The sequence below is a fragment of the Verrucomicrobiaceae bacterium genome (genome assembly GCA_016713035.1).
Taxonomy (GTDB): Bacteria; Verrucomicrobiota; Verrucomicrobiia; order Verrucomicrobiales; family Verrucomicrobiaceae; genus Prosthecobacter.
Map to the genome: position 1 here is coordinate 1,078,877 of JADJPW010000001.1, position 25,621 is coordinate 1,104,497.

At 59.2% G+C, this 25,621-nt stretch carries 25 protein-coding genes and 1 pseudogene; 8 read left to right on the forward strand and 18 right to left on the reverse strand.

Annotated elements, in window-relative coordinates:
* Positions 1-58: 58 nt before the first annotated feature.
* The 4 genes from IPK32_04660 to IPK32_04675 all read right to left on the reverse strand — a co-directional run bounded on the left by IPK32_04660 (position 59) and on the right by IPK32_04675 (position 5,199).
* Entirely contained in the window at positions 59-1,168 is a 1,110-nt protein-coding gene (locus IPK32_04660) for a glycoside hydrolase family 3 protein (protein ID MBK8091287.1), read from the reverse strand.
* Positions 1,169-1,232: 64 nt separating this feature from the next.
* Positions 1,233-2,750 carry a DUF4080 domain-containing protein gene (locus IPK32_04665; protein ID MBK8091288.1) on the reverse strand — a complete coding sequence of 506 codons (1,518 nt, stop codon included), beginning with the start codon at positions 2,748-2,750 and terminating at the stop codon, positions 1,233-1,235.
* A gap of 46 nt (positions 2,751-2,796) precedes the next feature.
* The gene (locus tag IPK32_04670) at positions 2,797-4,443 is read right to left on the reverse strand and encodes a DUF1549 domain-containing protein (protein ID MBK8091289.1); all 1,647 of its coding nucleotides are present in this window, start codon (positions 4,441-4,443) and stop codon (positions 2,797-2,799) included.
* 81 nt (positions 4,444-4,524) lie between these two features.
* A complete protein-coding gene (locus IPK32_04675; GenBank protein ID MBK8091290.1) occupies positions 4,525-5,199 on the reverse strand; it encodes an ATP-binding cassette domain-containing protein in 675 nt (224 codons plus the stop codon).
* A gap of 176 nt (positions 5,200-5,375) precedes the next feature.
* On the opposite strand from IPK32_04675, the gene IPK32_04680 reads away from it, so the two are divergent.
* Positions 5,376-6,467, forward strand: a complete 1,092-nt coding sequence (locus IPK32_04680) for a sel1 repeat family protein (protein ID MBK8091291.1) — start codon at positions 5,376-5,378, stop codon at positions 6,465-6,467.
* Between the two features lie 40 nt (positions 6,468-6,507).
* The gene (locus tag IPK32_04685; GenBank protein MBK8091292.1) at positions 6,508-7,449 is read left to right on the forward strand and encodes a GDP-L-fucose synthase; all 942 of its coding nucleotides are present in this window, start codon (positions 6,508-6,510) and stop codon (positions 7,447-7,449) included.
* A gap of 332 nt (positions 7,450-7,781) precedes the next feature.
* On the opposite strand, the gene IPK32_04690 is transcribed toward IPK32_04685, so the two are convergent.
* From IPK32_04690 to IPK32_04700, 3 genes are read right to left on the reverse strand one after another with little or no spacing between them, the layout of a single operon-like run.
* On the reverse strand, positions 7,782-10,106 hold the full coding sequence (locus IPK32_04690; GenBank protein ID MBK8091293.1) for an FAD-dependent oxidoreductase: 2,325 nt from the start codon (positions 10,104-10,106) through the stop codon (positions 7,782-7,784).
* A 43-nt stretch (positions 10,107-10,149) separates the two neighbouring features.
* Positions 10,150-10,683: a signal peptidase II gene (lspA, locus tag IPK32_04695; GenBank protein ID MBK8091294.1), complete on the reverse strand. Its 534-nt coding sequence runs from the start codon at positions 10,681-10,683 to the stop codon at positions 10,150-10,152.
* 54 nt (positions 10,684-10,737) lie between these two features.
* The gene (locus IPK32_04700) at positions 10,738-11,565 is read right to left on the reverse strand and encodes an NAD(P)-dependent oxidoreductase (GenBank protein ID MBK8091295.1); all 828 of its coding nucleotides are present in this window, start codon (positions 11,563-11,565) and stop codon (positions 10,738-10,740) included.
* Positions 11,566-11,685: 120 nt separating this feature from the next.
* On the opposite strand from IPK32_04700, the gene IPK32_04705 reads away from it, so the two are divergent.
* On the forward strand, positions 11,686-11,946 hold the full coding sequence (locus tag IPK32_04705; protein MBK8091296.1) for a hypothetical protein: 261 nt from the start codon (positions 11,686-11,688) through the stop codon (positions 11,944-11,946).
* Positions 11,947-12,145: 199 nt separating this feature from the next.
* Here IPK32_04705 and IPK32_04710 read toward each other — a convergent pair whose 3' ends face one another.
* Positions 12,146-12,994: a hypothetical protein gene (locus tag IPK32_04710; protein MBK8091297.1), complete on the reverse strand. Its 849-nt coding sequence runs from the start codon at positions 12,992-12,994 to the stop codon at positions 12,146-12,148.
* Between the two features lie 109 nt (positions 12,995-13,103).
* Between IPK32_04710 and IPK32_04715 the strand changes: the two genes are divergently transcribed.
* Positions 13,104-14,324, forward strand: coding sequence for a caspase family protein (locus tag IPK32_04715; protein ID MBK8091298.1), 1,221 nt, complete (start codon positions 13,104-13,106; stop codon positions 14,322-14,324).
* Positions 14,325-14,335: 11 nt separating this feature from the next.
* Here the strand turns inward: IPK32_04715 and IPK32_04720 are convergent, their stop codons facing one another.
* The 5 genes from IPK32_04720 to IPK32_04740 form a co-directional block, all read right to left on the reverse strand.
* Positions 14,336-15,541, reverse strand: coding sequence for an IS4 family transposase (locus IPK32_04720; protein ID MBK8091299.1), 1,206 nt, complete (start codon positions 15,539-15,541; stop codon positions 14,336-14,338).
* Positions 15,542-15,552: 11 nt separating this feature from the next.
* Entirely contained in the window at positions 15,553-15,798 is a 246-nt protein-coding gene (locus IPK32_04725) for a hypothetical protein (protein ID MBK8091300.1), read from the reverse strand.
* Positions 15,799-15,902: 104 nt separating this feature from the next.
* Positions 15,903-16,598 carry an IS630 family transposase gene (locus tag IPK32_04730; protein MBK8091301.1) on the reverse strand — a complete coding sequence of 232 codons (696 nt, stop codon included), beginning with the start codon at positions 16,596-16,598 and terminating at the stop codon, positions 15,903-15,905.
* A 15-nt stretch (positions 16,599-16,613) separates the two neighbouring features.
* Complete coding sequence (locus IPK32_04735; protein MBK8091302.1) at positions 16,614-16,937, reverse strand: helix-turn-helix domain-containing protein; 324 nt, start codon at positions 16,935-16,937, stop codon at positions 16,614-16,616.
* Between the two features lie 36 nt (positions 16,938-16,973).
* Positions 16,974-18,008, reverse strand: a complete 1,035-nt coding sequence (locus tag IPK32_04740) for an IS630 family transposase (GenBank protein ID MBK8091303.1) — start codon at positions 18,006-18,008, stop codon at positions 16,974-16,976.
* A 197-nt stretch (positions 18,009-18,205) separates the two neighbouring features.
* Between IPK32_04740 and IPK32_04745 the strand changes: the two genes are divergently transcribed.
* The 3 genes from IPK32_04745 (at position 18,206) to IPK32_04755 (ending at position 19,982) form a co-directional block, all read left to right on the forward strand.
* Positions 18,206-18,451 (forward strand): hypothetical protein, encoded by a 246-nt coding sequence (locus IPK32_04745; GenBank protein MBK8091304.1) that lies wholly within the window; start codon positions 18,206-18,208, stop codon positions 18,449-18,451.
* Between the two features lie 91 nt (positions 18,452-18,542).
* Positions 18,543-19,667, forward strand: coding sequence for a hypothetical protein (locus tag IPK32_04750; protein ID MBK8091305.1), 1,125 nt, complete (start codon positions 18,543-18,545; stop codon positions 19,665-19,667).
* Positions 19,668-19,703: 36 nt separating this feature from the next.
* Positions 19,704-19,982, forward strand: a complete 279-nt coding sequence (locus tag IPK32_04755; protein ID MBK8091306.1) for a metallophosphoesterase — start codon at positions 19,704-19,706, stop codon at positions 19,980-19,982.
* A 157-nt stretch (positions 19,983-20,139) separates the two neighbouring features.
* Here the strand turns inward: IPK32_04755 and IPK32_04760 are convergent, their stop codons facing one another.
* Positions 20,140-21,102 carry an IS5 family transposase gene (locus tag IPK32_04760; GenBank protein MBK8091307.1) on the reverse strand — a complete coding sequence of 321 codons (963 nt, stop codon included), beginning with the start codon at positions 21,100-21,102 and terminating at the stop codon, positions 20,140-20,142.
* A 249-nt stretch (positions 21,103-21,351) separates the two neighbouring features.
* Here IPK32_04760 and IPK32_04765 point away from each other — a divergent pair, with 249 nt between their 5' ends.
* Positions 21,352-22,782 carry a Gfo/Idh/MocA family oxidoreductase gene (locus IPK32_04765; protein MBK8091308.1) on the forward strand — a complete coding sequence of 477 codons (1,431 nt, stop codon included), beginning with the start codon at positions 21,352-21,354 and terminating at the stop codon, positions 22,780-22,782.
* Here IPK32_04765 and IPK32_04770 read toward each other — a convergent pair.
* The 4 genes and pseudogenes from IPK32_04770 to IPK32_04785 form a co-directional block, all read right to left on the reverse strand.
* Positions 22,736-23,503 (reverse strand): hypothetical protein, encoded by a 768-nt coding sequence (locus IPK32_04770; GenBank protein MBK8091309.1) that lies wholly within the window; start codon positions 23,501-23,503, stop codon positions 22,736-22,738. The genes IPK32_04765 and IPK32_04770 overlap by 47 nt on opposite strands.
* The gene (locus tag IPK32_04775) at positions 23,478-24,299 is read right to left on the reverse strand and encodes an HTTM domain-containing protein (GenBank protein MBK8091310.1); all 822 of its coding nucleotides are present in this window, start codon (positions 24,297-24,299) and stop codon (positions 23,478-23,480) included. Before IPK32_04775 ends, IPK32_04770 begins: the two co-directional genes overlap by 26 nt.
* A complete protein-coding gene (locus tag IPK32_04780) occupies positions 24,296-24,772 on the reverse strand; it encodes a hypothetical protein (GenBank protein MBK8091311.1) in 477 nt (158 codons plus the stop codon). Before IPK32_04780 ends, IPK32_04775 begins: the two co-directional genes overlap by 4 nt.
* Positions 24,769-25,562 (reverse strand): annotated as a pseudogene (locus IPK32_04785) (sterol desaturase family protein). The gene IPK32_04780 and the pseudogene IPK32_04785 overlap by 4 nt, the downstream one beginning before the upstream one ends.
* Positions 25,563-25,621: the final 59 nt, after the last annotated feature.

A 25,621-nucleotide genomic window follows, 5' to 3' on the forward strand; every position in this document is an offset into this window, starting at 1 on the left:
TGTGAACGCATGCGGAGTGCGGAACCTTTCCTCACTCCCGCGTGTTCGCTGACTCGGCTCAATACAGCTCCACAGGGGAGCGCTTGCCGTCTTCGACACTGAGCAGCTTCGCACGCTCCTCGCCCAGGGTATCGACGCGGAGCTGCCAGATGTCGCGATTGATGGCCGCAAAGCGGTCGAGATCGAACTTATCTGGCTGCACGAGGCGCTTTTTGGTCTTTTCGATCCGTGCCAGCGCATCGTGAATGGCGGGGGCCTCCACGCCTTCCAGATGCTGACGTGCCTGCTCCACCATTTCGACGCGGTGGCAGATCATGACTAGGTCATTGCCTGCACGCACAGCTTCCTGGATCGCCTGCTCAAAGGTGACTTCATTGAGAATGGCTCCCATATCGAGGTCGTCGGTCATGGCTAGGCCGTCGAAGGCGTATTGATGCCGCAGCAGCTTGGTGACGATGTTGTAGCTGAGGCTAGCTGGCCAGCGACCACGGTCTGGATCGTAGGCGGTGTAGTTGCTGTGACAGGTCATCACGCTATCAAGCTCTGGCAGCAGCGCGGAGTAGGGCAGCAGCTCGCTCTTTTCCATCTCCTCACGGCTTTTGGTGATCACTGGCAGGAACTCATGCGGATCACACTCCGCAGGGCCGTAGCCAGGGAAGTGCTTGCCACAGCTGAGGATGCCTTCTTTGCGCATGGCACGGTTAAAGATGCCCGCGTTGTCGATCACCTGCTGCGGATCACGGCCATAGGTGCGGCCTTTGAGCGAGTTATCCGCTGCATCGTCGTAGCTGATGTCCAAAACCGGGCACAGATCGAGATTGAAGCCGAAGTGGCGCAAAACCTGCCCTGTGAGCTTGCCATGGCGGCGGATCAGCTCGGGCTCGCCTTTGTCGCGGAGGGATTGCGCATTCGGCGGCTCTTCGCCGATGAGGCGCAGGCGAGAGACACGCCCACCTTCCTGGTCGATGGTGATGAAGGGCTCGATGTCGGAGATGTCACGCAAGTCGTCGATGAGCTTACGGAGCTGTGTGGGGCTCTGAATGTTCCGACCAAAGAGGATGAAGCCGCCGGGCTGGAGCTTTTTCAGGCGGGCAGCGGTTTCGGAGTCGAGTTCAGCGCCAGGCACTCCCATGAGGAGGAGCTGGCCGAGGAGTTTGGAGTCAGGCATGGCGCGGCAGTGAATAGACGGGCTCAGAGTGGTGTCGAGTGCCGTGTGATGCCGGGGGGCGAAATCACGCCTGCTGCGGCGTGTGCCGTGCCTGGCGCTTCGCGGCGGTTTTTGCGGCTGCGGGGGCTATTTTGGCACTCCCACGGAGATTGAGCGTTTCCCGGCCTGGAGAGCGGTACCAGTCGATTTCCAAGGTGGACGTAGCGAGTGCCGGATCGATGCCTTTTTCCGCCGTGAGGTAGTCAAAGAGTGCCCGAGCGAGCACTTGCAGCGCGATCTGGTGCGTGCGGCCCAGTTTGGCATGCAACCACTCGCTGAAGCTCATGAATTGCTCAAAGGGCGAAGGCACATCCTGCCACATCAGGGCCAGTGTACCGGTGAAATGGCCACTATTGGCCACCATGTCCCAATAGCGGGCAAAGCGCCGCATGCGCTGCATCTGCTCAAAGGGAATGTCACGCGTGGCGAGGATCTCGTATGGCGGATGCGCAGCGTAAATCATGCCGTACTCCGCATCATGCCGCGTGATCGGTGTGCCGCGTAGGCGCTTGAGGATGCCTACTTGGATCTCCTGCGGCCCTAGGCGCAGCAGGCGGTCAAAACCACGCCCAAAGCTCTCCACCCCCTCCCCTGGCAGTCCGACGATGAGGTCCGCATGGATGTGGACGCCGGTTTCCTCCCGCAGGAAGCGGAAATTATCCGCCAAGCGCTCCAGATTCTGCCTGCGGCTGATGTTTTTCGATGCCTCATCATCAAAGGTCTGGATGCCCACCTCAAACTGCACCGCTCCGGGCGGAAATTGCCGAATGAGTGCCCGCAGCCCCTCTGGCAGCCGATCTGGCACCATCTCAAAGTGCAGGAACAATCCCTCACGCCAGCGGTCGAGAAAGAACTGCAAAATCGCCGTGCTGGTGGGCAAATGCAGATTGAAGGTACGATCCACAAACTTGAACTGCATGGCCCCACGATCGAGCAGCCGCTGCATCGCCGCGAGAAAGGACTCCAGCGGAAATGCCCGCACTGGAATATCCAGCGACGAGAGGCAGAACTCACACGTAAAGGGGCAACCGCGGGATGCCTCCACATAGATCACTCGATGGGCTAAATCACTGTCTGTATAAAGCTCATACGGTGATGCGAGCTGCGCCAGTGGTGGCAATTCCGCCGGAATGATCCGGCTCATCGAAGCATCTCCACGCAACAGCTCCCCACACACGGACGCGAATTTCACATCCGCCTCACCCGTGATGACATGATCCGCCAGCGCCACGATAGGCTGCCCCTCCGTCTCATGCGAGACCTCCGGCCCACCGAGGATGACGATTAGCTCCGGGCGTAGCCGCTTCAGCAGTGCCACCACCTCGGTCGTCTGCGTCACATTCCAGATGTACACGCCAAATCCGACGATGCGTGGCTCCCGCATCAGGATCGCCTCCGCGATTTCTAAGGGCTGCTGTTGAATGACGAACTCCAGCAGCTCTGCGCGGTCGCGTAGCTCGCCCAGATTGGCCATGAGGCAGCGTAGCCCGAATGAGGCGTGGATGTATTTCGCATTGAGCGTGGCGAGAACGATGTCCGGCATGCGCCGCCACTCTGGCGAGGCCTGCCGCGACGGCAACGAACGGCTCTCAGTGATTCCAAGAGAACTCGGTGGCATTCATCAGCGTCCAAAACAGGTCCGACATGATGTTATCACGCACTTGAGCCCCCGCCGCCGCTGCCAGCAGCGACTCAAAGTGCGCAGCCTCCGCCGCAGTGGGCCTCCGGGTAAAAACAGCCAAAAACGCAGCCTCCACCGCACGGCGAGTATCCGGCGCCAACAAACGAATGCGTGAAGGCGCATTCAGGAGCGGATTATCACGCACGTTATCAGTGACCATGTTGCCATTCATCAGCAGTAGGCGCTGCGGGATGGTGCCTCCTCCATCCGTGAAATCATCCTCACCTGTATCGCCATAGCGTTTCACAAAATTCGCGATGTCAGCATCACGCTTCAGACGGAAGAGCACATGCGTATCTGCATCCAGCGTAGTCAGTGAGGCAGCCTGGATGACACTGCCAGCCATCTGCTCTGGACGCAGTCGCGTGACTGGGAAAGCGGCCCAGCTCTGCTCCGCCAGCGCCGTGACGGGATGCTCAGGATCACCACTGTCGCTACGCATCTGAAAGACACGCGTGCTTGCGATCACGCGGATGAGCCGCCGCAGATCATAGCCATGCGCGGCGAAGTCCTGCGCCAGCACCTCCAGACCGGGAGGCCACGGTCCCGTGTGCGAGATGTCATCCACCGGCATGATGAGTGGCCGATTCAAAAGCAGCGCCCACATACGATTCACGATGGCACGGGAAAAGGCATGGTTTTCACCCGCAGTGATCCATGTGGCCAGTTGCTGCCGTGGGCTGCCCTTCTGTGGCAGCAAATCGGGCCGCCACGGCACCTGCGCTGCGATGGCGTGCTCCTTGGTCTCTCCGAGGTAGCGGTTCTGATACCGGCTTTTGGGGTCATCCCGCAGTCCATTGAGAGCGAATCCAGCTTGGCCGAAAAACGCCGCCAGTTGATGGAAATCCGTCTGCTTCCAGGCGCTACCGAGCTTCCCATCATGGCACTGCACACAGTCGATGCGTGTGGCGAGGAAGGCACGGCTCACACGGGCAGCCAGCTTCACCTCATCCGGCCCCTTTTTGTTCTCGTTGGTCACGCTGATGAAGTTCACCGCCGGATTGGTCGTCCACATGCCATTGGCCGTGATGAGCTCTCGCACGATCTGGTCGTAGGGCCGGTTTTTCATCAGGGCCTCACTGAGCCACTCTACCAGCCTACGACGCCGATAGATCAAAAACGGCCCATTTTCCGTCCCCACGAGCACCCGCGTGAGCCGCTCGGCGAGATAATCACTGCTGCGCCGGTCACTCAAAAGTCGCTCAAGCCAGAGCGAAGCAAAATCCCCTTCCCGCACGGCCTCCGCAGCCCGCAACTCCTCCAAAGACGGAATACTACCCGTCAGAGCCAGCGACAGCCTACGAGCAAGCGTGAGCGAATCCGCCTTCGCGACAGGCGTGAGCCCCTTAGCCGCCCAATCCGCCTCAAAAGCCGCGTCCACGGCCTTCGCGGCATTTTTCACTTCTGGGTCCACCGCCGCCAGCGGCCTACTCGCCATCTGGGGCATGCCTAGCACCCACACAGCCCCTCCCAGCCCCACGGCCAATCCGATGAGCAACGCTGCATTGCGTAGCAAAACAAACAGGGATGCAGCAGGTGGTGGATTCGATTCCATGAGGCGGAGAATGGTAGCAGCATGAACACAGCCCAGCGCAAAACGTTTCAAACCAGCTCAGCACATGCAGAGCCCCACGCTCTAGCCCCCGCTCACCCCAAAGGTGAATTCCTCCATGCGTCGCGTCTGATCAAAGCTGGGCAGCAGTGAATGATCATGCGTCACCACGATGAGCGCACTGCCACGCTGCCGCGCATCTTCGATTAGCAGATCCGTCACGATACGACCACGCTGCGGATCGAGCGAGGCCGTAGGCTCATCCGCCAGCACAAAACGCGGCTGATGGGCCAGAGCACGGGCGATAGCGACCCGCTGGCGCTCCCCCTGCGAGAGGCGGGACACGAGCCGTGCACGATGCGGGGCGATTTGCAGCCGATCGAGCAGGATGGGCAGGTTTTCCACCGCCTTGGCCAGACACTCGCGGCTGAACTGGTGTGGCAGCAGCACATTCTCCTCCACCGTGAGGTAATCGAGCAGCGCGAAGTCCTGAAACACCAGCCCCACATGCCGTAGGCGGAAGGCACGCCGTGATTCCGGGCTCAGGGAGCTAAAATCCTGTTCATCGAGCTGAATACGGCCTCTCTGCGCCGTGAGCAGCCCCGTGATGAGGCGCAGCAGCGTCGTCTTCCCACCACCACTGGCCCCCGCCAGAGCCAGCGTCGATGCCTCGCCCACCTCCAGCCGCGCCACCTCCAGGCGGAAATCACTCCCTGGGTAGGCAAAGGCGAGATCGGTGATGGAAACGGCAGCAGCCATGCCCAGCATGAAGCGCCGACTCCGCGAAAATGCGAGCACCAATCCATCCCCAGAACAGAAAAGCCCCCATGGCCGAAAAGCTGAGGGGCCAGCAGATTGTTCGTTGAGATCACGCAGGGTGCCACGTACAGTCCCCCCGTATGAAATCCCACGGAAGACTGTTTTTATCCTTGTTGATGAGTGTACTCACCTTTGCCGCTGCGTCTGCTTGGGCGCAGGGACGTGCTGCGGATGAAGAGGAGCTCATGCGCCGTGCCAACAGCGGTGACGCCGATGCACAGTTCGAGGCCGGTGTGCGCCAAGTCACCGGCGAGGGATTGCGCAAAGACGCCAAAGAAGGTGCCAAATGGATCGAAAAAGCCGCCAAACAAAAGCACCGCCAAGCCATGCACGTCATGGGCACCCTCTTTGAAGACGGAGTCGGCGTCCCAAAAGACATCGCCCGTGCGCATGAGTGGTATGAAAAAGGTGCCGCCAGTGGATTCCCCGCCTCGCAGCACCAGCTCGGCATCCTTTACGAAGACGGCATCGGCGTGAGCAAAGATCCCGTGAAGGCCGCGAGTTGGTTCAAAAAAGCCGCCGAGCAGGGCCTAGCCCAGGCACAGACAGCCTACGCCGCGAAATTGGAAAGTGGTGTTGGCGTGGCCAAAAGCGCCGCAAAAGCCGCCCTCTGGTATCTACGCTCCGCACAGCAAAACTTCGTGCCAGCAATGACCCGCCTGGCCAATCTCTATTACACTGGAGAAGGCGTCCCCGTCGATTACCGCCGTGCACGCGCATGGTATCAGGTCGCAGCCACATCGGAGGACCCCTGGTCAGCGAATAATCTGGCCTGGTTCTACGCCACCTGCCCAGATGATGACATGCACAACGGCGAAAAAGCCGTGGAGCAGGCAAAACGTGCCCTAAAGCTCGTCGTCGAGGTCGAGCAGCGTGAAGAGCACCCCTACGAGATGGTCGATACCATGGCCGCAGCCCTCGCACGCAATGGCGAATACAAAGAGGCCGAGCTCTGGCAAAAACGCACGCTCACCCTGCTCGCCGAAGACAAAAAAATCAGCAAAGAAGACCGCTCCAAGCTGGAATCCGAGTTCCAGGGCCGCCTACAGCTCTATCAAAAACACACACCTTACCACGACCCAGAATCCAAAGGCCAAGAGGGTGCAGAACCACTGCCAGAAGACACCATCCTCCAAGATCTGGGGGAGCCCGAGCGCCAACAGCCCAAAAAGCAGCCGCGCAAAAACTCACGCGGCACCGTGGTCTGAGCATCCGAGCAAAACGGGGCCTTTTTTACTTCAACGCATGATCAAACCGAAACGCATCTTCATCGCCGGCCATCGTGGGCTCGTAGGCGGTGCCCTCGTCCGCCATTATCAAAAACTGCCCGATTGGGAAATCCTCACTCGGGGACGCGAAGAACTCGATCTGCGTGATCCTCTGGCGGTGCAGGCCTTTTTTGAAAAAGAGCGGCCAGAATACGTCATCCTCGCCGCCGCAAAGGTCGGCGGCATCGGCGCAAATGCCGCCATGCCAGTCGTTTTCCTCCTGGAGAACCTCAAAATCCAAAATGCCGTCATCGAAGCCTGCCACACCTGCGGCGTGAAAAAGCTCCTCTTCCTCGGCAGCACCTGCATCTACCCCAAAACGGCCCCCATGCCGCTGCGGGAGGATTCACTGCTCACCGGCCCCATGGAGACCACCAACATGCCCTACTCCGTGGCGAAAATCGCCGGCATCACCCTCTGTCAGGCCTACCGGCGGCAATTTGGCGCAGACTTCATCACCGCCATGCCCGCGAACCTCTATGGCCCAGGCGATAACTTCCACCCAGATCATTCCCATGTGCTGCCATCGCTGATGCGGAAATTCCATGAGGCTGCCACACAGGACCGCGCAGAAGTGACTCTCTGGGGCACCGGCAGCCCGAGCCGTGAATTCATGCACTGCGACGACCTCGCAGACGCCTGCGCCTTCTTGCTCGAAAACTACAACGGTGAAGAAATCGTGAACGTCGGCTGCGGCGAAGAAATCCGTATCCGCGAGGCCGCCGAGGTGCTCCAAGAAGTCACCGGCTTCCGTGGCAAAATCGTCTGGGACACCAGCAAGCCAGACGGCAACCCACGTCGCCTACTGGATGTCACAAGACTCTCCAACATGGGCTGGCACTCGAAGATCCCCTTCCGCGACGGCGTCGCATCCACCTACGCCTGGTACCGCTCCCACATCGCCGAAGCACGGGAGGATTAGCTTCATCTGGGAAGTCGGTGCATCAAAAATAGATCACGCTTAGGCGCAGCCCGAAGAACGCGGCAGCGTCGTGGAGTGCGTGTGGCAAGCCTAGGCGCGACACCGCTGTCGCTAGCCGGAGTGCTCACTTCGACCTCGGACACCCTTTTGATCGCTCGACAGCGGTGTCGCCGATGCAAGGTGCCCTTGCACCTATGCCACCGCACTCCACGACGCTGTCGCGAAAATGGAGTTCTTTTGGAAATGGTTTCGCTTCGATAGGCGAGGGGAAGCCCCCGAAATCTCGACGGCCAACAGGCTGCCGCATTCCTTCCTCATTCTAGCGAGGAGCATCACTTCGCCGGAACGACCTGCACGGCATCCAGGTGCACGTTTCCACCGGCTCCGGCGGTGCGGAAGATGACGGCGGCTTCTTCGCCTGCGGTGAAGGTGAAAGTGCCGAGGGTGTGGGCTCCTTGTTTGCCGTTGGCGGGCTTGGATTGATCGACAGTGATGACTTTTTCGCCGTCGGTGCTGAGGACGGTGACGGGGGCGGTTTTGGCGCGGTTGGCGTGGGGCTGGAAGTAGATGCGGACTTCGTATTTGCCGGTTTCTTTGACGCTGAAGGCGAAGCGGGCACTGGCGTCTTTGTCGGCTCCGTAGCTGTAGTGATCGCCGATGTAGGGCTTCAAGCCTTCGCCGTGGGCCCATTTGCCGTTCAGCTCGGCTTCTTTGTCGTCGATGACAATGCCGTCGAGTTTTTTGGGGTCGATGCTGTCAGAGGAAAGGGCAGTATCGGGCAGCTTTTTGGCGTTCTGGGGCAGGTAGAGGCTGCCTTCGAGCGTGTCGCGGCGCATGGCTCCGGGCTGGGACATGAGGTCCTTCAAGATGTCGAGATACTGCTCATAGACGCCACGTGGGCTGGTGTGGTGGCGCACGCAGATCCAGGCGGCTTTGCCGACGACTTCGCCCATCATGCCGCAGGTGCGCATGACGCGGGTGGAGCCGAGGGCGTGGCGCTCGACGCTGATGGTGCGGCCGGCCATGAAGAGATTCCCGATGTCTTTGCTGTAAAAGCAGCGGTAGGGCACAGGGTAGCCGTTTTTGCGGTCGGTGTGCTTACCAAACTCGGCGCGGCTGATGAAGGGATTGTCGGGGAAGTTTTTCATGTACTCCTGCTTCGGGTAGTGGAGGTCTTGGTCCCAGGTGGTGGGCACGCAGCCATCGGGGTGGATGACGCCTTTGACCATGTCTTCGCCATTGAGGATGAGATCACCGACGATGCGGCGGCTTTCACGCGGGCCACCAATGTAGGCGAGCCAGGTGAGATCGTGCTGGGCGTAGGCTTCGGCTTTGAGGGTCTTCAAGGCGGAGACGGCTCCATAGACGGCGCGGAAGTTGTGATCGCGGATGAGCTCGAGGTCGTTGATGGGGTGCTTGTCGAAGCCGCTTTCCCAGAACCACTCGCCGTGGACGTAGTCCTCAGGATTCGGCACGGGATTGTAGCCGAGGTCGTAGCCGGATTGGTTGGCGGCGTTCTTTTTGCCGACGGGGGCAAGCGCTTTCGGCTCTGGGAAGTCTTCGAGCTTCAAAGGCAGTGCCCAGGGCGTGGCGGGCCAGGTGACGGGCTTTTTGAGGTTCTGCATGACCCACATGTTGCTCATGCCCATGCGGCCTTTTTCTTCCATCATGAACTCCGCACCTGCGAGAGCACCCACGCTGCCGTGGCCAGTGCAATCGACGAAGAGCTTGCCGACGAAGCGGGTTTCTTTGCCCGTCTTGGTATCGAGGCCGGTGACGCTGCGGATGTTCTTTTTATCCGCGCTCATCTCTACGCCATAGACGTGCGTATTGAGGAATAGCTCGATCGTCTTCTCTGCCTTGACGGTGTCTTCCTTGAGCTTGTCGTTGAATTCCTGCGGATCAGCGGCGGGACTGTTGCTGGCGCGGTCGGCGAATTCTTCGATGATTTCGCCAAGATGCGGATACAGGCCGCGACGTGTGCCGCCCATGGCCCAGACCTGGATTTCGCTCGATCCATTGCCACCGAGCACGGGGCGATTCTGGATGAAGGCGACCTTCAATCCCTGGCGTGCACCGGAAATGGCCGCGCCCATGCCGGAGTAGCCGCCACCGACAACGACGAGGTCGTATTCGCTGCTTTCAGGAGCCTTCTCAGGCAAACCGAGCATCTTTTTGCGCATCTCGGTGCTCGGCGTGAAGCTGGCGTCATCACTGAGCACGATGGCGTCCACGCGGCCATCAAAGCCGGTGAGGTCTTTGAGCGTGATTTTGGCTTTGCCGTCGATTTTGACCGGCCCGGCCTTTTCCCACTGCCAATCTTTGCCCGTGGCACCGAACTCATGCTTCAGCGTCTCGCCATTCACCGCGATCTGGAAGCGGCCCGGTGCTCCTGGAGCATCCCAGGGGCCGACCCAGTTCTTCGTGCGTGCCCAGAGGGTGTACTCGCCCGCAGGGAGCTCGATTTCCGTTTCGGCGTCTTTGACCACTTTGCCCATGCCGTGTGCCATGAGGTAGGGCGAGCCCATCACGTCAATGAACTGCGTGTCGAGCACCCAGCCGCCTGGATTGGTAAAGGATTCCGCTTCGATCCACTTCGGCGCGGCGTGGAGCGTGGGGCAGAGAGCGAGGAGTAAGGCGAGAGAGGCAGGTTTCATGTGCGTGCGGGCCTCTTTAAACGCCGGAATCCTGCGCCGCAAATCACGCGGTGGCCTTTTCTGGCGGTTTCTCGAAAAAAGTCGAGAGCACGAGCAAAATGGCCGCACAGACGACACAGGAGTCTGCGACATTAAAAGAGGGCCAGGGATGAAATGGAGCGAATCCGAGATCGAACTTCAAAAAATCCACCACGTAGCCATCGAGGAAGGTGCCCTGGAAGAGCTTCCCACTCTCTGAGGAGCGGAACAGGCGATCTGTGAAATTCCCAAAGATGCCGGAGACGATGAGCGCAGCGGCCAGACGGCTCATCCAGCCGGGAAACATGCCTTTGCGATGCATCGTCCAGATAAAGAACAATGCGGCGATGTAGATGACGGTGAAGATGTAGTTCGCATACGCAGAGCCATTCAGGATGCCAAAGGCCATGCCGGTATTCGCAGCGTGATGCAGCCAAAAAATGCCGGGGATGATCTCCTGCTCATTGGCGTAGAGCTGGAAGTGATCGGCGATGTAGCTTTTGCTAAGTTGATCGGCGATGAAGAGCGGGAGGGAGAGCAGGAGGAGCAGGCGGAGCATGGGTTTCGCTACGGTGGAGGGATAGGGGGCGTCAAGTTTGAGAAGCGTGTGCCCTTAGCGCCGACCGATGACGCTGAAATCGAGATCGCCCTCTCCAGCCTCCACACCACGGCGCATGGCCGCAGCGGTGCAGTCCAGCGCCGGAGCCTGGATGCTGGCCTCTGCCGCTAGCTCACGGGCGAAGTCGGCATCCTTCAGCATGTTCCGCAGGCTGAAGTGTGGCTCGAAGTCGCCTTTCATGATGGCGGGCAGCTTCATGCCGATGAGGGTGGAGTAGTTCGCATTCGACTCCAGTGCGGTATGCAGACGCTCCAGGTGAATGCCGTGTGCCTGTGTGATGGCGGCAGCCTCTGCCACGGCCTCCACGATCACGGCGGAGACCAGGTTCGTGACGATTTTCAGCACCATGGCATCACCGACTTGGCCGAGAGGGATGATTTTGGCCGCGCTGGCCTCCAGCACGGGCCGTGCACGCTCCAGCAGCAAATCTGGGCCGCCGATGTAGTAACAGAGCTTGCCATTCTGCGCAGCCATCTTGCTACCCGTGAAGGGTGCATCGAGAAAGGCTGCTCCGGTGGACTCGACTAGCCGCGCGGCCTCCAGGGTGGCTTTTTTGCTCACCGTGGCGTGATTCATGACGAGGTGCCCTGGCCGCAGCGCGGGCAGCATGTCGGTGATGGCCTCCAGCAGGGCTGCGCTGTCTCGGACGAAGATCTGGATGATGCCAGCGGACTCTGCCACCTCACGCGGTGAAGCGAGGAAGTTCGGCACCGAGCGGGCGCTGCGACTCCAGACGAAGACTTCGTGACCTGCTTGGCGCAGATTCTCTGTGACGCGACTGCCGATGATGCCGAGTCCGAGGACTCCTATGTGGGGTTTCATACGGGTGGATGTAAGTCTGTGCCGCTAGCTGGTCAAGACGTGCGATTTGATGGGCCGCTATTGCGATCAAATCGGTGGCGACTTGCCGCAGGCTGGTTTTGCATGGCAACTTGCCTCGATATGAATCCCTCCATCTGCCGCACACTCAATACTCTCTGCTTCCAGGCCGGAATCTTCTCCATTCTGCTCTCCATCTGGATCTGGTGGTTCCTCAATGGTGACTCACCCGATGAGCAGGCACACGCAGAGCGCTTTGGCATCTTCATCGGCCTCTGGGCTCCGACATTGCTGATCCTCTCCAATCGCTTTGACCGCTACGCAGACAAGGCCCCTGCCCTGCCAGGCCTGAAGGCAGAAAATGAGACCGAAAGCCAGAGCTAGCCTGCATTTCTCACACTCTGGGTAAAAAACACCTCAGTCTGTTTTCGTGTCCGCCTCGCCGGAGTGCTTAGTGCTTAGTGGTCAGTTGATTTGCTCCTGGTGGTTGCCACTGAGCACTGAGAACTGAGCACTTCGTTCCTGAAATGGCGTGAGAAAGCCAGAGCTAGCCGCCGCGCTCGGTAGCTCCAGAATCACCTCATCACGGCTCTCCGATCGTCGGCTGCGTGACGCGTGTGGCGGTCGCCTTGATCGAGCGAGTGAGCACTTCACGCGGCTGCTTGCCAGGAGGAGTCTCCTCGCGTGCCATGCCTTTGTAGCGCAGCGGCTTGTAACCGAGAGCGATCAGGGCCTCCAGCGGTGCCTGCTTCAGCCCTGGCCGCCAGAAATCGGGACCGCCGCCAGTCTCGTAATAATAGAGCCAGGTGCGCTGCGTGTCTGCCCAGCCAGCGCACAGCAGCACATGACGACGCGGGATATTCAAAATATCCCCCGGCTGCAAATCGCTGATGGAGGGCAATTCATCGCACACAGAGGGCAGTTGGGACGTGTCATGCACGCGTGGCAGCTTCAGACAGCGAGAGACGAAGCCGCTGCAATCCACGCCCGCTGCTTGCTTGCTCACGCCAGCGTTGTCTGCACGGCGTTTTGCGGGCGAGGAGACATCTCCAGCCGCCAGACCATTCGCTATGGCCGCATCAAAGGAGGCAGGATCATCAAAGCCACCCCACTTGTATGGAATGCCCTCATTCACCTGCCCCGGCACCCACCAGCCACGTCGTTCGTGAGCGGGCTCGTGGCCAATATCAGGCGTATGCACCTGCACGCCTGCCTTGTCTGCCGCGTGGAGGATGTTTTTCGCAAAAGGCTGCCATGCATGCGCGGTGTAGCTCTGAGCGATCCCGAGTGCCTCCTGCGGAGTCACCTGGGATGGAGCCGCTGGATCACCCGCGACGAGTCGTGGCACCTCCTGCGGTGCTGGAGGCGGTGGTGTGGTGCAGCTCATCACACTGAAAAGCGGCAGAAGCGGAAGAAACAGAGTTTTATTCATCGCGGATCATCAGACTGGCCGAGATGCGCATAAAAATCAAAACTCGAACTTCCCTGCGGCGCAGGTTTTTTCTCTTTCGTTTTTTGCCGTAGGTCCAAAACTCCCGCGCATGAGCCACGCACGACTTTTCATGCTCCTAGCCGCATTTCTCGCCACACCTGCTGTGGCCCAGAGCACGCGGACGGCACTCGTCATCGGTAATGCGCGGTATGAGACCGCCGTCGGTCCCCTGCGCAATCCGGTCAACGATGCCAAAGCTGTGGCCAAGGCCCTACGCAGCCTCGGCTTCACCGTACTAGAGGAGCACAATGTCACGCGTAGCGAACTGCTGGAAGCCGTGAGCGCATTCCGGCGCAAGAGTGCAGGCGCAGAGGTGGCGCTCTTTTATTACGCAGGCCACGGCATCACAGTCAGTGGCTCGAACTACCTCATACCCGTGAAAAGCGGCTACGATCCCGGCTCCGCAGAGGGCACCGCGCTGCGCATGCTTGCAGAAACACGGCTATTCAATGCGGAGCAAGCCGTGGCTGAGATGAGCGCTGCCGGTGCACACTGCAACCTCGTCATCCTCGATGCCTGCCGTGTCACGCCCATCGCCCGTGATCCACAGGCACGAGACGCCGCCACAGCCGCAGGCGGACTCCGCGAGATGAAACCGCCCGCAGGCTCCCTCATCGCCTTTTCCACCGATGCAGGCCACACCGCCAATGACGGCCAAGGCACCAACGGCCTCTACACCGAAGAGCTGCTCAAACACATGCTAACCCCAGGGCTCACCATCGAGCAGGTATTCAAACGCACCCGCGCTGGCGTGCTAGAGCGCAGCAGCGGCTCACAGATTCCAGCCGAGTACTCCCGCCTCATCGGCGAAGACATCTACCTCGCCGGACAAGCACCAGAATCAGCCCCCACCGCAGCCCCTTCCAGCATGCCAGCTTCACCACCCGTCGCAGTGCCAGATCTCGCAACCATCACACGCCTAGCAGCAGCCGCCAAGACGCAAGAATGCCTCACAGCGCTGCACGCACTCGCCGCTACGCGTGGAGCCGGTGACTACGCCATCGCCCCAATGGAAACACTGCTCGAAAACGTCAAAAACACCCTCAAAGACCAAACCGAGCCCGGCCCCGCCGTGGAATCCGCTCAACAGACATGTGAAGGCGTCCTAGAGGCGCTGGAGGACTGCATCCCCGCAGCGCATGAAAAGAAAAACGCCCTCGCCGCGAAGGCTCACAACCGCCGTGGAGACTGCCTCCTGCTCTTTGGCCGTGCACAGGACGCCCTGGATGCCTATGAAGCCGCACTGGCCATCACACCAGATGACGCCTAGACCCAATGCCGCTAAGCAAAAGGGTCGATGATGAGATCGTCGCTGGCTTGGAGAGAAGAGGTCGAGAGCAGGCGTGGCCATTTGCTCACGGGCTGTCGCACCTTGCGCTGGCAACTACGTCTTCGTCGCGCTGGCAACGCGGCTTGGGCGATTTGCTCTCGCACTCGGCGCACCAGCACTCCTTGTGCCGCCTCGTCCATGAGGCCCTGCGCTGCCTCCAGCACCAGTAGCAGCGCTACGGTGTGCTCCAAACAGTGGCTCATGCTGATGCGCAGCGCTCCTGCCTGCCGGACTTCTTCATCCTCACTGCTCTGTGCGCAGGCTAGTCGCTCCTCAGCCACCAGTGAGCTGGCGATGAGGAGCGCGGCGAGTTCTTGCTGTGCTGTCTCGGTGCGTTGTGCGCTGAGCAAATGCCCTCCGTGAAGCACGAGCTTGAGTTCTTTGTAAAAGACTTCCTGTTCCCAGCGCTTCGCATACAACGCCAACAACTCACGCGCACTGCCCTGCTGCACGCTCAGGCTCGTCCACAGCCGCACCTTCACCCACTCTCCAGCGGCGTTGCGCACTCGCCCCACGATCTCGCGCACTGGCAACTCGCTCTGGCGCATCGGCGGATGTTTGCGCGGGCGGCCTCGCGCTTTGTTCGCCTCGGGTGTCTGCTTCTCGTCAGCTTTGGACGGAGCTGTTGTTGACGAGTCTGCGCATGGGCTCTCACGCTCGCGCAGACTCACCACCACCTCCGCACTGCCATCGGCATGCACGCTTTGCACTCGCACGGAGAGCTTTTGCCGCACTCGGACCAAAAAGTGACTCTGCGTGCGCTGCGAATGTTTTTGCAGTTCTTTGAGCATCGGAGCCTGCCCGTAATAGCGGTCGGCGATGAGCAGGCTGCGAGCTGGTAGCGCGGCGAGCAACGGATCGGCCAGCGATTTCTCATTGAGCGCACCCAGTGACATCGATACGGCCAGCGGTGCATGGGTGCCGAGCTCGACCAGCGTGCTCATGGAGAGCTTGGCAAAGGCTGCCTGCGCACGACGACTGCGGCTTTTGGGCACTTGGGCGTTGATCTGCACGGTGTTAAGCAGGTTCCACTGCCCACCGTCGATGCCGACCAAGCGCAGCCCGGCGAAAAAACACGCTGGATGCCGCTGCTCACAGGCTAGCGGCACCAGGGAGTGGCGCATGCAGGCATCGAAAGCTTGGGTGGATATCTTCAAACGACGCTGGCTTAGCGCCGCGGGAGCCTGATGCGCACAGCAAAATAACGACCGATGATCTGCTGTAGGCCGCCGCAAGCGTGCAGACTTTGGGCGACCATGCCGGCGATGAGTTGCCAACCGAGAAGTTTGCGTCGCGGCCCTTGGTGCGTTGGCTCTGCCCGCAGTTCCTCGGGCAACTGCTCGACGCCGAGTTTTTTGCGGATGCGTGCAGAGAGATGATGTTCGTATCGCGGTGGGCTGGATGGCTTTACCATCTACCGCTAGTTGACTCAGCTACTCAGTTGTACAGCACTCTTTTCGCTCCTCTTCGCTTTTTTGCTTAGCGGCATTGGGTCTAGACCGGTTCTCAAAAAGAATGTCATAAACGCGTCTTTGGGCGGCACTGGGACTGAAGGATGGATGGCTGGTCGAACAAAGAGCGTAGGGACTCGATGATACGGTCCTGAAGTTGCTCGGAAGTCTTGGCGATCCAGCCGTTGAACCAGTCGGCCTTCCTGCGCAGCCAGAGACGCTCGATGGCCTTGAGATCGGGCGAGCGTGGTGGCAGATACTCGGGCTCAAAGTGGTGCCAGTTAAGACTCTTGGTCTTGTGCCATGAGGCGTTGTCGAGCACCAGGATGGCGCGGCGTCCTGCCACGTGCGGATTCTCTTCGGCCAGAGTGTCGAGGAACACCTGAAAAGTGACGCTGTCGCATAGGTTGAAGAGCAGTGCGCCGAGCCTTCCATCTTTGGGCCGCACGGCACCAAACACATTGTAGCGGATGTGCTCACCGAGATACGGGGAGTGGCGCACCTTGCCGATCTTGGTCCAGGTGCGGCGCGGGCGCGGATCGCCTTCAAAGCCGCTTTCGTCGCTGAACCACAGGTCGACGCTCGGATCGGCCACCCAGCGCTGGAGCTTTTGGCAGAAGGCTTGGCGCTTGTCCTCATCCTGGTTGAGCGGCCAGGGGCGCGGAACTTTGAGGCGGTAATCGTGCTCGTGGAGATAGCGCACGGTGGTGCTGTAGCCGAGCTGCGTTTGCAGGTTCTGCTTGATCCAGCCGTGCAACTTCACCGCAGTCCAGTGGCTCTATCCAGCCAGCGACGGATCTTCGATGAGAGGTAGGATTTTACCGCTCACTTGTTCCTTGGGCAGGATTCGGCGACGGCCGCTGCTACACCCGGGAATGAGACCATCAAGGCCGGCGAGATTGAAGGCTTGGATGAAGCGCAAAACCTGCCGCAGGCTGAAGCCTGAGAGGTCAGCGACTTGCTCGCGGCTCTTGCCTTCATAAAGCCAGCGCAGCGCTTGAAGCCGACGAAAGCCCTTCTTCGTGGGTGAGCAATCCATCGCCACGCCGACCTCTTCCAAGGTCGCGTTTTCGAGATTGAGTGTGATGCACGGGCGGGCCACCGCCGCCTATTATTAATCCGGCACTAAGATAGCACATCAAGCTGCATATTGGGTTGAGGCAGATTTAAAGAAGGCACGGACTTGTTCTGGCAGCCTCTGGCATGAGCGCATCTGGCCGATGATCTGCTTTTGCAGCTCCCGCTCACTCCGGGCGGCGGGTAGCACTCCCAGTTTGCTTTTCAGCGCACGGTTGAGCCTCTCGTCGGGATTGAGCTCTGGACTGTAGCTGGGCAGGTGATGCACCGCGATCTGCTCCTGATGCTGCTCCAGCCACTCCTTCACCGGCTTGCTGTGATGCACCCGCAGGTTGTCGAGGATGAGATACACTTTGCGCCCCTGCATCGAGCGAACCATCCGCTCCAAAAAGCGGATGAGAAGCCGCGCGTCCAGTGCCCCTTTGTAAACCATCCACCGCGAACTCCCCCGGTTGCTCACCGCGCTCATCATCGAGCTACCAAAGCGCTTGGACATCTGCTTGATCTCGGGCGTCTCTCCGCGTGGTGCGTAGCCTCTCACGGCATTGGGCTGGTTGTTGACCCCGGTCTGGTCACCCCAATAGATCTCGGCCCCTTCCGCCTTGGCCTGAGCTGCGATCTGCGGATACTTCTGCTCCAGCCACGCCTGGACTTCCTTGGGTCGCTGCTCGTAGGCCTTCTTCAATGGCTTCTGGGGTGTGAACCCCCAGCGCTTCAAATACAGCCCCATGGTGCGCACGGGCAGCTTGAACCCGAAGCGCTTGTCCAGCAGTTGGGCGACAGCTTTGCGGGTCCATAGTGCAAAGGGCAGCTTCAACTGCTCGGGCAACCTGTCGGTGATGAGCCTGCGCACTTCCTTCTCCTGCTCGGCGCTCATGAGCCGTTTATCCCCATGTTTCCTGCCGCGCTCGTCGCACAGCAGGGCTGCGGTGCCGTGTTGGCGCTGGTGCCGCTTCCACTGCTGGACAGTGCGGGGATGCACCCCCACCGCCTCGGCAATGTCATGTTCACTCCAGCCTTTTTTGGCCAGCAGCATCGCCCGGCGACGTGCTTCCACCTGTTGTTCCTTGCTTAGTTTGCGTCCGTCTTCTTTCATGCGGACGCACCATTACCACATCCTCATAATGCGTGCTATCTATTTACCGGATTAATAATTACCGCAATTCTAAAAAGTACAGCCTCAATATGACATTATTTTTGAGAACCGGTCTAGCTGCAATGCCGCTAAGCAAAAAAGCGAAGAGGAGCGTAAAGAGTGCTGTACAACTGAGTAGCTGAGTCAACTAGCGGTAGATGGTAAAGCCATCCAGCCCACCGCGATACGAACATCATCTCTCTGCACGCATCCGCAAAAAACTCGGCGTCGAGCAGTTGCCCGAGGAACTGCGGGCAGAGCCAACGCACCAAGGGCCGCGACGCAAACTTCTCGGTTGGCAACTCATCGCCGGCATGGTCGCCCAAAGTCTGCACGCTTGCGGCAGCCTACAGCAGATCATCGGTCGTTATTTTGCTGTGCGCATCAGGCTCCCGCGGCGCTAAGCCAGCGTCGTTTGAAGATATCCACCCAAGCTTTCGATGCCTGCATGCGCCACTCCCTGGTGCCGCTAGCCTGTGAGCAGCGGCATCCAGCGTGTTTTTCGCCGGGCTGCGCTTGGTCGGCATCGACGGTGGGCAGTGGAACCTGCTTAACACCGTGCAGATCAACGCCCAAGTGCCCAAAAGCCGCAGTCGTCGTGCGCAGGCAGCCTTTGCCAAGCTCTCCATGAGCACGCTGGTCGAGCTCGGCACCCATGCACCGCTGGCCGTATCGATGTCACTGGGTGCGCTCAATGAGAAATCGCTGGCCGATCCGTTGCTCGCCGCGCTACCAACCTCGCAGCCTGCTCATCGCCGACCGCTATTACGGGCAGGCTCCGATGCTCAAAGAACTGCAAAAACATTCGCAGCGCACGCAGAGTCACTTTTGGTCCGAGTGCGGCAAAAGCTCTCCGTGCGAGTGCAAAGCGTGCATGCCGATGGCAGTGCGGAGGTGGTGGTGAGTCTGCGCGAGCGTGAGAGCCCATGCGCAGACTCGTCAACAACAGCTCCGTCCAAAGCTGACGAGAAGCAGACACCCGAGGCGAACAAAGCGCGAGGCCGCCCGCGCAAACATCCGCCGATGCGCCAGAGCGAGTTGCCAGTGCGCGAGATCGTGGGGCGAGTGCGCAACGCCGCTGGAGAGTGGGTGAAGGTGCGGCTGTGGACGAGCCTGAGCGTGCAGCAGGGCAGTGCGCGTGAGTTGTTGACGTTGTATGCGAAGCGCTGGGAACAGGAAGTCTTTTACAAAGAACTCAAGCTCGTGCTTCACGGAGGGCATTTGCTCAGCGCACAACGCACTGAGACAGCACAGCAAGAACTCGCCGCGCTCCTCATCGCCAGCTCACTGGTGGCTGAGGAGCGACTAGCCTGCGCACAGAGCAGTGAGGATGAAGAAGTCCGGCAGGCAGGAGCGCTGCGCATCAGCATGAGCCACTGTTTGGAGCACACCGTAGCGCTGCTACTGGTGCTGGAGGCAGCGCAGGGCCTCATGGACGAGGCGGCACAAGGAGTGCTGGTGCGCCGAGCGCGAGAGCAAATCGCCCAAGCCGCGTTGCCAGCGCGACGAAGACGTAGTTGCCAGCGCAAGGTGCGACAGCCCGTGAGCAAATGGCCACGCCTGCTCTCGACCTCTTCTCTCCAAGCCAGCGACGATCTCATCATCGACCCTTTTGCTTAGCGGCATTGGGTCTAGCTGGAAACAGTTGCAGCAGGTTTGCTTGATGACCTGAAGAAGCAAATAAGCAAAGGATTGCGCCCGGATTTGGTTTGCATAACCGGAGATATCATCAACCAAGGCCAGAACAATGAAGAGGAGTTCAAGCTGGCCAGAGAGCTTTTTCTTCTGCCTCTCGCAAACTTTTTGGACATCACCCCGAGCGATTTCTTCTACGTGCCTTGCAATCATGAGGTTGACTGGTCGAAAACGTCAGAAATCTTCGAAAAGGGACTCGCATCAACTGGAGGAAACCTCTGGATAGGGGGTGTTTTTTGAAGTCCGTTTTTGGGAGCGAAAAAACGATTTTTCGACCTTCCTGTCTTGTTTTGCAGAGGGCTTATTTCGCTTCGGGGCGCTGGGATTGGGTGGTTCTGGAGGCTTTGTAGGTGCCTTTTCTGGCTTTGATCACCTTTTACGGGTGCTTTCGCATGCTTTAGCGAACCAAACAGGCATAGCGGTCCATGTTGTAGACCAGATTGCTGAGGTGGTTGTGCTGTGTGGCTCGTTTCAATCCGATGCTTCGACATAGATCGGCTCCCATTTGCGCCATCCGCGCGAAGATGTGCTCTACCCTCACACGCATCCGGCTGATCGTATGGTTGGCGCGCATTTCTTTCTCGCTCAACGGGTGGCCTCGCGTGGCTTTGCGCATCAGGAACTCCTGCGCGTTGATCTTGATGAGATGCGCCTCGTGCTCCTCGCTGTGATAGGCCGAGTCGGCGAGCACGGCCTGATCTTTGTCATCAAGCAGTCCTTCAAACACCTGACTGTCGTGCACGCTGGCTGGCGTGGTGGTGGAGTTCAGGATGATCTTGGTTTTCAAGTCGGCCTTCACATGGTTCTTCCAGCCGTAGTGCGACTCGTTGTTCTTCTTCGTCCAGCGTGCTTCGCTGTCTTTCTGGCGGCCCACGGCGGGGTTCTCGTCGAACTCTTCAGGGCGTTCGCCCTGCTTGATGCGCTGGTTCGCCTCGCGGCTGTTGCGCTGGCGTGGGGCTTCCGTGAAGCTGGCGTCCACGATGCTGCCTTCTCGCGCGACGATGCCTTTGCTTTCGAGCATCTGGCCGAAGGTGTCGAAGAGTTTGCGACCGCCTTCGCGACCGTCCTCTTCGATGCGTTGCTTGAAGTCCCAGAGTGTTTTGGCGTCGTCGCTGAGGCCGTGGAACTTCTGTAGCACAAGGACTTTGAACATCAGCACCGGGTCGAACGGGGGCTTGCCGCCCTTGGTCCAGTCGCGGGTGGCGTAGCCAGTGAGATCTTCGAGCAGCGGGCGGAAACTTTCCCAAGAGATAACGTCGCGCAGCTTGAGGATGCCGAGGGTTTTGGCGGCGACGGCCTGCTCATGTTCAATGGCGGAGAACAGTCCGCCGCCTCGTTCTGTCTTGCGGTAGCGCTTCATGGCCCCTTTTATGGCCTATGTTTGCTCTCAATCAATGAATTGCCTGGGGAAAGGAGGTTTCCAGAGGTGCCCTTAACTCTTTCGGTTATAGTATTATTTAAATTGCTCTAGCCGTTAGGCAGCTTGCTCACGACACATTGCCATCGCCGTCTCTGCAGCAAGAAGCGACGGCGAAGGCGGGCTTCACACAGAATATTGACTTTAGGACGAAAATCTGCGCAAATAATCCACTTTCCATCCTCTCACCTCATGTCCTCACGCCGCACATTCATCACTCAATCTCTCGCTTTCACCGCGCTCTCGGCCAGCCGCGTTCTCGGTGCCAATGACAAAATCCGACTCGCTAGCATCGGCCTCGGCGGCCAGGGTAGTGGCAATGCGGCACGCATGGCAGCATTGCCCGGGGTGGAGATCGCATGGCTCTGTGATCCAGACACCGCCGCACTCGACCGTGCAAAGCTGAAATACCCGAATGCACAGACCACGCAGGACCTGCGCAAGGTGCTGGAGGACAAGTCCATCGACGGCGTCATCGTCTCAACGGGGAATCATTGGCATGTCCTCGCCGCGATCTGGGCCATGGAGGCCGGAAAAGACGTGTACGTCGAAAAACCCGTGTCGCATACCATCTGGGAAGGCCGCCAGCTCGTCCGTGCCGCTCGCAAACACAACCGCATTGTCCAAGGCGGCACGCAGCAGCGCAGTGACCCACTTCAAGACGAGATCAAAGCCTACCTGGACAGCGGCGTGCTGGGAAAAATCAAATACGTGCGCTGCAATCACTACAGCATGCGCAAGACCATCGGCAAACGCGACACACCGCTCACGCCACCGCCGACCGTGAATTACGATCTATGGCTCGGGCCTGCGAAGGATGAGCCGCTCTTCCGCGACAAATTCCACTACGACTGGCATTGGGACTGGAACACCGGCAACGGCGAAATGGGCAACTGGGGCCCGCACATTCTCGATGACCTGCGCAATGTGGTCTTCCGTGACCAAGTGCCTCTGCCAAAGCGTGTCATCGCCGGTGGTGGCCGCTTCGGCTGGAATGATGCTGGCGAGACACCGAACACGCACTTTGCCTACATGGACACGGGGGCTATCCCTGTGATCGTCGATTTCCACAATCTCCCACGCCAGAAGGGCATGAATGCGCCTGATGTGTATCTGCGCCGCCGCACGGCAGCCTTCCTGGTCATCGAGTGTGAAGACGGTTACTACACCGGCAATCGCGGCGGTGGCAGCGCCTTCGATGCCGAAGGCAAAAAGCTCCACACCTTCAAAGGCGATGGCGGCAAGACCCACGCGGCCAATTTCATCGCCGCCATGCGCAGCCGCAAGCCAACGGACCTGAAGGCCGAAGTCGAGGCCATCCACTACTCCAGCGCCTGGTGCCACCTGGCAAACATCAGCTACCGTCTCGGTCAGAAATTCAATCGGGAGCAAGCGGAGGCCGCTTTGAAAGACTTCCAGCCCTGGAATGACGTCATCGCTGACTTCCATGATCACCTCGGTCGCAATGAACTCGATGCCGCCACACTCGACATCAAAATGGGTCCCATGCTCGAGATCGACTCTGCCGCAGAGACCTTCACGGGTCCCACCGCGACACCCGAGGCTCTGGCCCTGCTCACTCGCGAATACCGCGCTGGTTTTGAAGTGAAGGCTCTTTCCTAAAGCCCACCTTTGCACGCACTACTTGGCCCGGCGTGATGATGTCCATCACGCCGCCACAGAGTGTAACCCGTAGCGGATAGCCTGCGTAATGCAGCGCAGCGATGACCAGCGTCGCGCAGGTGTAGCGTGGAGAGATATTATCGCCTTCATCGGGCTTCAGACCACGATTGCGCAGCCCCAGCGTGGCGGTCATGTCGTAGGCGGCCGCTTTTTCATCCGTCACGATTTGGCAAAATGCCCTGAGCCGCCCCAGATCAATATCCCCTGCCCTGGGACGAAATAGCGACCACGATTTATCCTTCAAATACTCACGCCCAGAGTTCATGTCCGCCTTTTGGCCCATGGCGATCTGTAGCAGCCGCCACTCGCCACCGCTCGGCACTACCAGCGCCACATGGCCATAGCGAAAGAGCTCGTATGGCAGCTTCTGGATCGTTCCGCGTCGCAAATAGGCCCGCGCTTCCGCATGGCTCATGTGAAAAGCCACCACATCCCCCGCACGCACAGCGGCGATCATCTCCTGCGAGCCTTTGTGCCCCGGCAAATGCATCCCGCAAAGCGAGAAAGCCGCTTCGCCGCCCGCTGGCACCGACTCCATCCAGCGGAAAGGCACACGACCATCATGCAGTGGTGCATCCGAAGAGCGACAGCTCGCTAAGCACACACACATGAGTGAAAAGAGGATGATCAAATGGTCACGAGACAGTTGGGTGCGTTTCATAGAGAAAAAGGAATCGGTAACCGCTGGTGGCACGCCACCGAGCAGGCACCCAGGCGGCATCAAAGACGAACAAATGCACCATCAGCATCCCCAGCGTCAGGTCAGCAAAATCAACCAGCATCAAAATGCCCAAGTGCATGCTCACCGCAGCGATCCAGGCCCATTTTCTCCCATTGGCAAAAGTGCATAGCGGCAGAAAAAGCAACTCCAGCGCCAAGGTGCCCCAAGTCAGCATTTGCAGCATCCACGCAGGCAGCGCCATCATCCAGACACGCGGAGACCAATCACGAACTAGTGGATTCTCCATCAGCCGTATCATCGCACTACCATCGATCCAGCTCGCACTCTCCAGCTTGGTGATGCCGCTAAAAGTATAGCCCACCGCCAGCAGCACCCAGGCACACACCAGCGCCATGCGCGGCAATGAACCATCTCGCCGCGCCAAAGCACATAACACCAGCATGAGCCCCAAGTAAGCCAGAGATGGGTTCGCCGTCAGATTATTGCGATGAAACAACGCTGTACTGCCAAACCACATCAATAGCGCCGCCATACGCGGCCACCAACCAAGCATAAAGCAGCCAGCCAACAGCGTCAGCGCCACGCACCACGGCGTCGCAATGTCCCACACCGCGAGCGGATTCGGAAACAGTCCATGCAATGGATTCAGCACGGGATCGGGGACCAATCCCGCAGAGCCAAATAACTCCGCAGCATATGGCACCAGCATACCAAAGTGCAGCACCAAATAAGCACCAAACACCACGCGAAAAACTGAATTGCCTCGTGCGTTCATGACTTTGGAGTGATGGAAAAATCCCATTCTTGGCCCTCACGGTCGTGTATGCGGATCGTTGCACTGATCCAGTCCTCCGGCAGCCCCAGCTCCCGCCACATCGTCGAGTGCGGACGCAAAGCATTCGCGTGCAGACTCTCACGCAGCGGTTGCGGCAGCTTGGGCGCAAAGACCAATGCCGCACCATACACATTCCTTCGCATGTAGGGACCTCGCAGCCGTGCATAGCGCTCTGGCGTCATTTCCAGCTCCTCGGTGCTACCATCTGCTTTTTGACCTCGCAGCCAAAAACGAGCCGTAAAGGCCTCATACCCATCTGCGGAGCAAAAAACCTTCGTAAACGGCGCAACACCGCTCACAGCCCCGATGCCCTGTAGCACCTGATTTCCCAAAAAGTAGCCTGTCATGCGAGTCAGGCCGATCATCAGCACCACCGCTGAAGCGACCTCCCTGAGTGAAAAGTATCGTTTCATGATTCAGTGGTCATTTTTTGCATCATGCAGGCTGTGCGCTTGCCACAGCCCATGCAGGTCGGCGGCAGCGGCAACTTATGAACATCTTTGAAAGCCAGCATCTCCGTGAACATCTGCTCTCTAGGCATCTCGAAACCGCACTCCGTCGGGTTTTCACGCGGATTTTCAAAAGTACCGAATAGCATGTCCCACACTGGGAGGTCTGCGTAATTACCGCTATGCCGCGCACGCTGATGATGCACCCGGTGCGACTCTGGCCTCTGGATGAAATGACCGATCCAGCGCGGCGTGCGGATGTTCCAATGGTAAAAATACTCTGCCACCGCCGTCAGAGCCGTATAGATGGCACCAGCCGTCGCATCACAGCCTAATAGACAATAAATCAGCGCCGCGCTGATGACCGAATTGATCCCAATCTCCAACGGGTGCTTATAAAAGCTCGTCAGCACCTCGATCCGCGATGCGGAGTGATGGAGCTGGTGGCACAAGCGCCAGAATAAAGCCGACTCATGCCGCAAACGATGCCATCCATAATAAACCAACGTGGAAATCACATACGCAATCCCAGCCGCCACCGGCGCAGAGAACTCCCGGGATAGATGCAGCACGCTGAACTCCTGAAACCAGCGATCCCAAGCCACACCTGCCAGCACCACGATCCCGGCCTGCACCGCATTGATGATCACGATCCTGCGCCACCACCCACGCACCACCGGCAGTTCCGCCCCAGGAAAAGGCGTTCCACAACAATGAAAAAAGCAGCGATAGCGATGAGGATGGCGATGAGCATGCACCATTTCTCGCGCTCCAGAGTCCAAAACGCGCATTGATAAAACAAAGTGCAGCATC

Coding starts and splice junctions, on each gene's coding strand:
- IPK32_04775 (MBK8091310.1), bottom strand. CDS start 24,299: ATGAACGCACGAGGCAATTCAGTTTTTCGCGTGGTGTTTGGTGCTTAT.
- IPK32_04710 (MBK8091297.1), bottom strand. CDS start 12,994: ATGAATAAAACTCTGTTTCTTCCGCTTCTGCCGCTTTTCAGTGTGATG.
- IPK32_04770 (MBK8091309.1), bottom strand. CDS start 23,503: ATGAAACGCACCCAACTGTCTCGTGACCATTTGATCATCCTCTTTTCA.
- IPK32_04680 (MBK8091291.1), top strand. CDS start 5,376: ATGAGTGTACTCACCTTTGCCGCTGCGTCTGCTTGGGCGCAGGGACGT.
- IPK32_04740 (MBK8091303.1), bottom strand. CDS start 18,008: ATGAAAGAAGACGGACGCAAACTAAGCAAGGAACAACAGGTGGAAGCA.
- IPK32_04690 (MBK8091293.1), bottom strand. CDS start 10,106: ATGAAACCTGCCTCTCTCGCCTTACTCCTCGCTCTCTGCCCCACGCTC.
- IPK32_04675 (MBK8091290.1), bottom strand. CDS start 5,199: ATGGCTGCTGCCGTTTCCATCACCGATCTCGCCTTTGCCTACCCAGGG.
- IPK32_04705 (MBK8091296.1), top strand. CDS start 11,686: ATGAATCCCTCCATCTGCCGCACACTCAATACTCTCTGCTTCCAGGCC.
- IPK32_04700 (MBK8091295.1), bottom strand. CDS start 11,565: ATGAAACCCCACATAGGAGTCCTCGGACTCGGCATCATCGGCAGTCGC.
- IPK32_04760 (MBK8091307.1), bottom strand. CDS start 21,102: ATGAAGCGCTACCGCAAGACAGAACGAGGCGGCGGACTGTTCTCCGCC.
- IPK32_04660 (MBK8091287.1), bottom strand. CDS start 1,168: ATGCCTGACTCCAAACTCCTCGGCCAGCTCCTCCTCATGGGAGTGCCT.
- IPK32_04780 (MBK8091311.1), bottom strand. CDS start 24,772: ATGAAACGATACTTTTCACTCAGGGAGGTCGCTTCAGCGGTGGTGCTG.
- IPK32_04725 (MBK8091300.1), bottom strand. CDS start 15,798: ATGGTAAAGCCATCCAGCCCACCGCGATACGAACATCATCTCTCTGCA.
- IPK32_04665 (MBK8091288.1), bottom strand. CDS start 2,750: ATGCCGGACATCGTTCTCGCCACGCTCAATGCGAAATACATCCACGCC.
- IPK32_04745 (MBK8091304.1), top strand. CDS start 18,206: ATGGTAAAGCCATCCAGCCCACCGCGATACGAACATCATCTCTCTGCA.
- IPK32_04715 (MBK8091298.1), top strand. CDS start 13,104: ATGAGCCACGCACGACTTTTCATGCTCCTAGCCGCATTTCTCGCCACA.
- lspA (MBK8091294.1), bottom strand. CDS start 10,683: ATGCTCCGCCTGCTCCTCCTGCTCTCCCTCCCGCTCTTCATCGCCGAT.
- IPK32_04670 (MBK8091289.1), bottom strand. CDS start 4,443: ATGGAATCGAATCCACCACCTGCTGCATCCCTGTTTGTTTTGCTACGC.
- IPK32_04765 (MBK8091308.1), top strand. CDS start 21,352: ATGTCCTCACGCCGCACATTCATCACTCAATCTCTCGCTTTCACCGCG.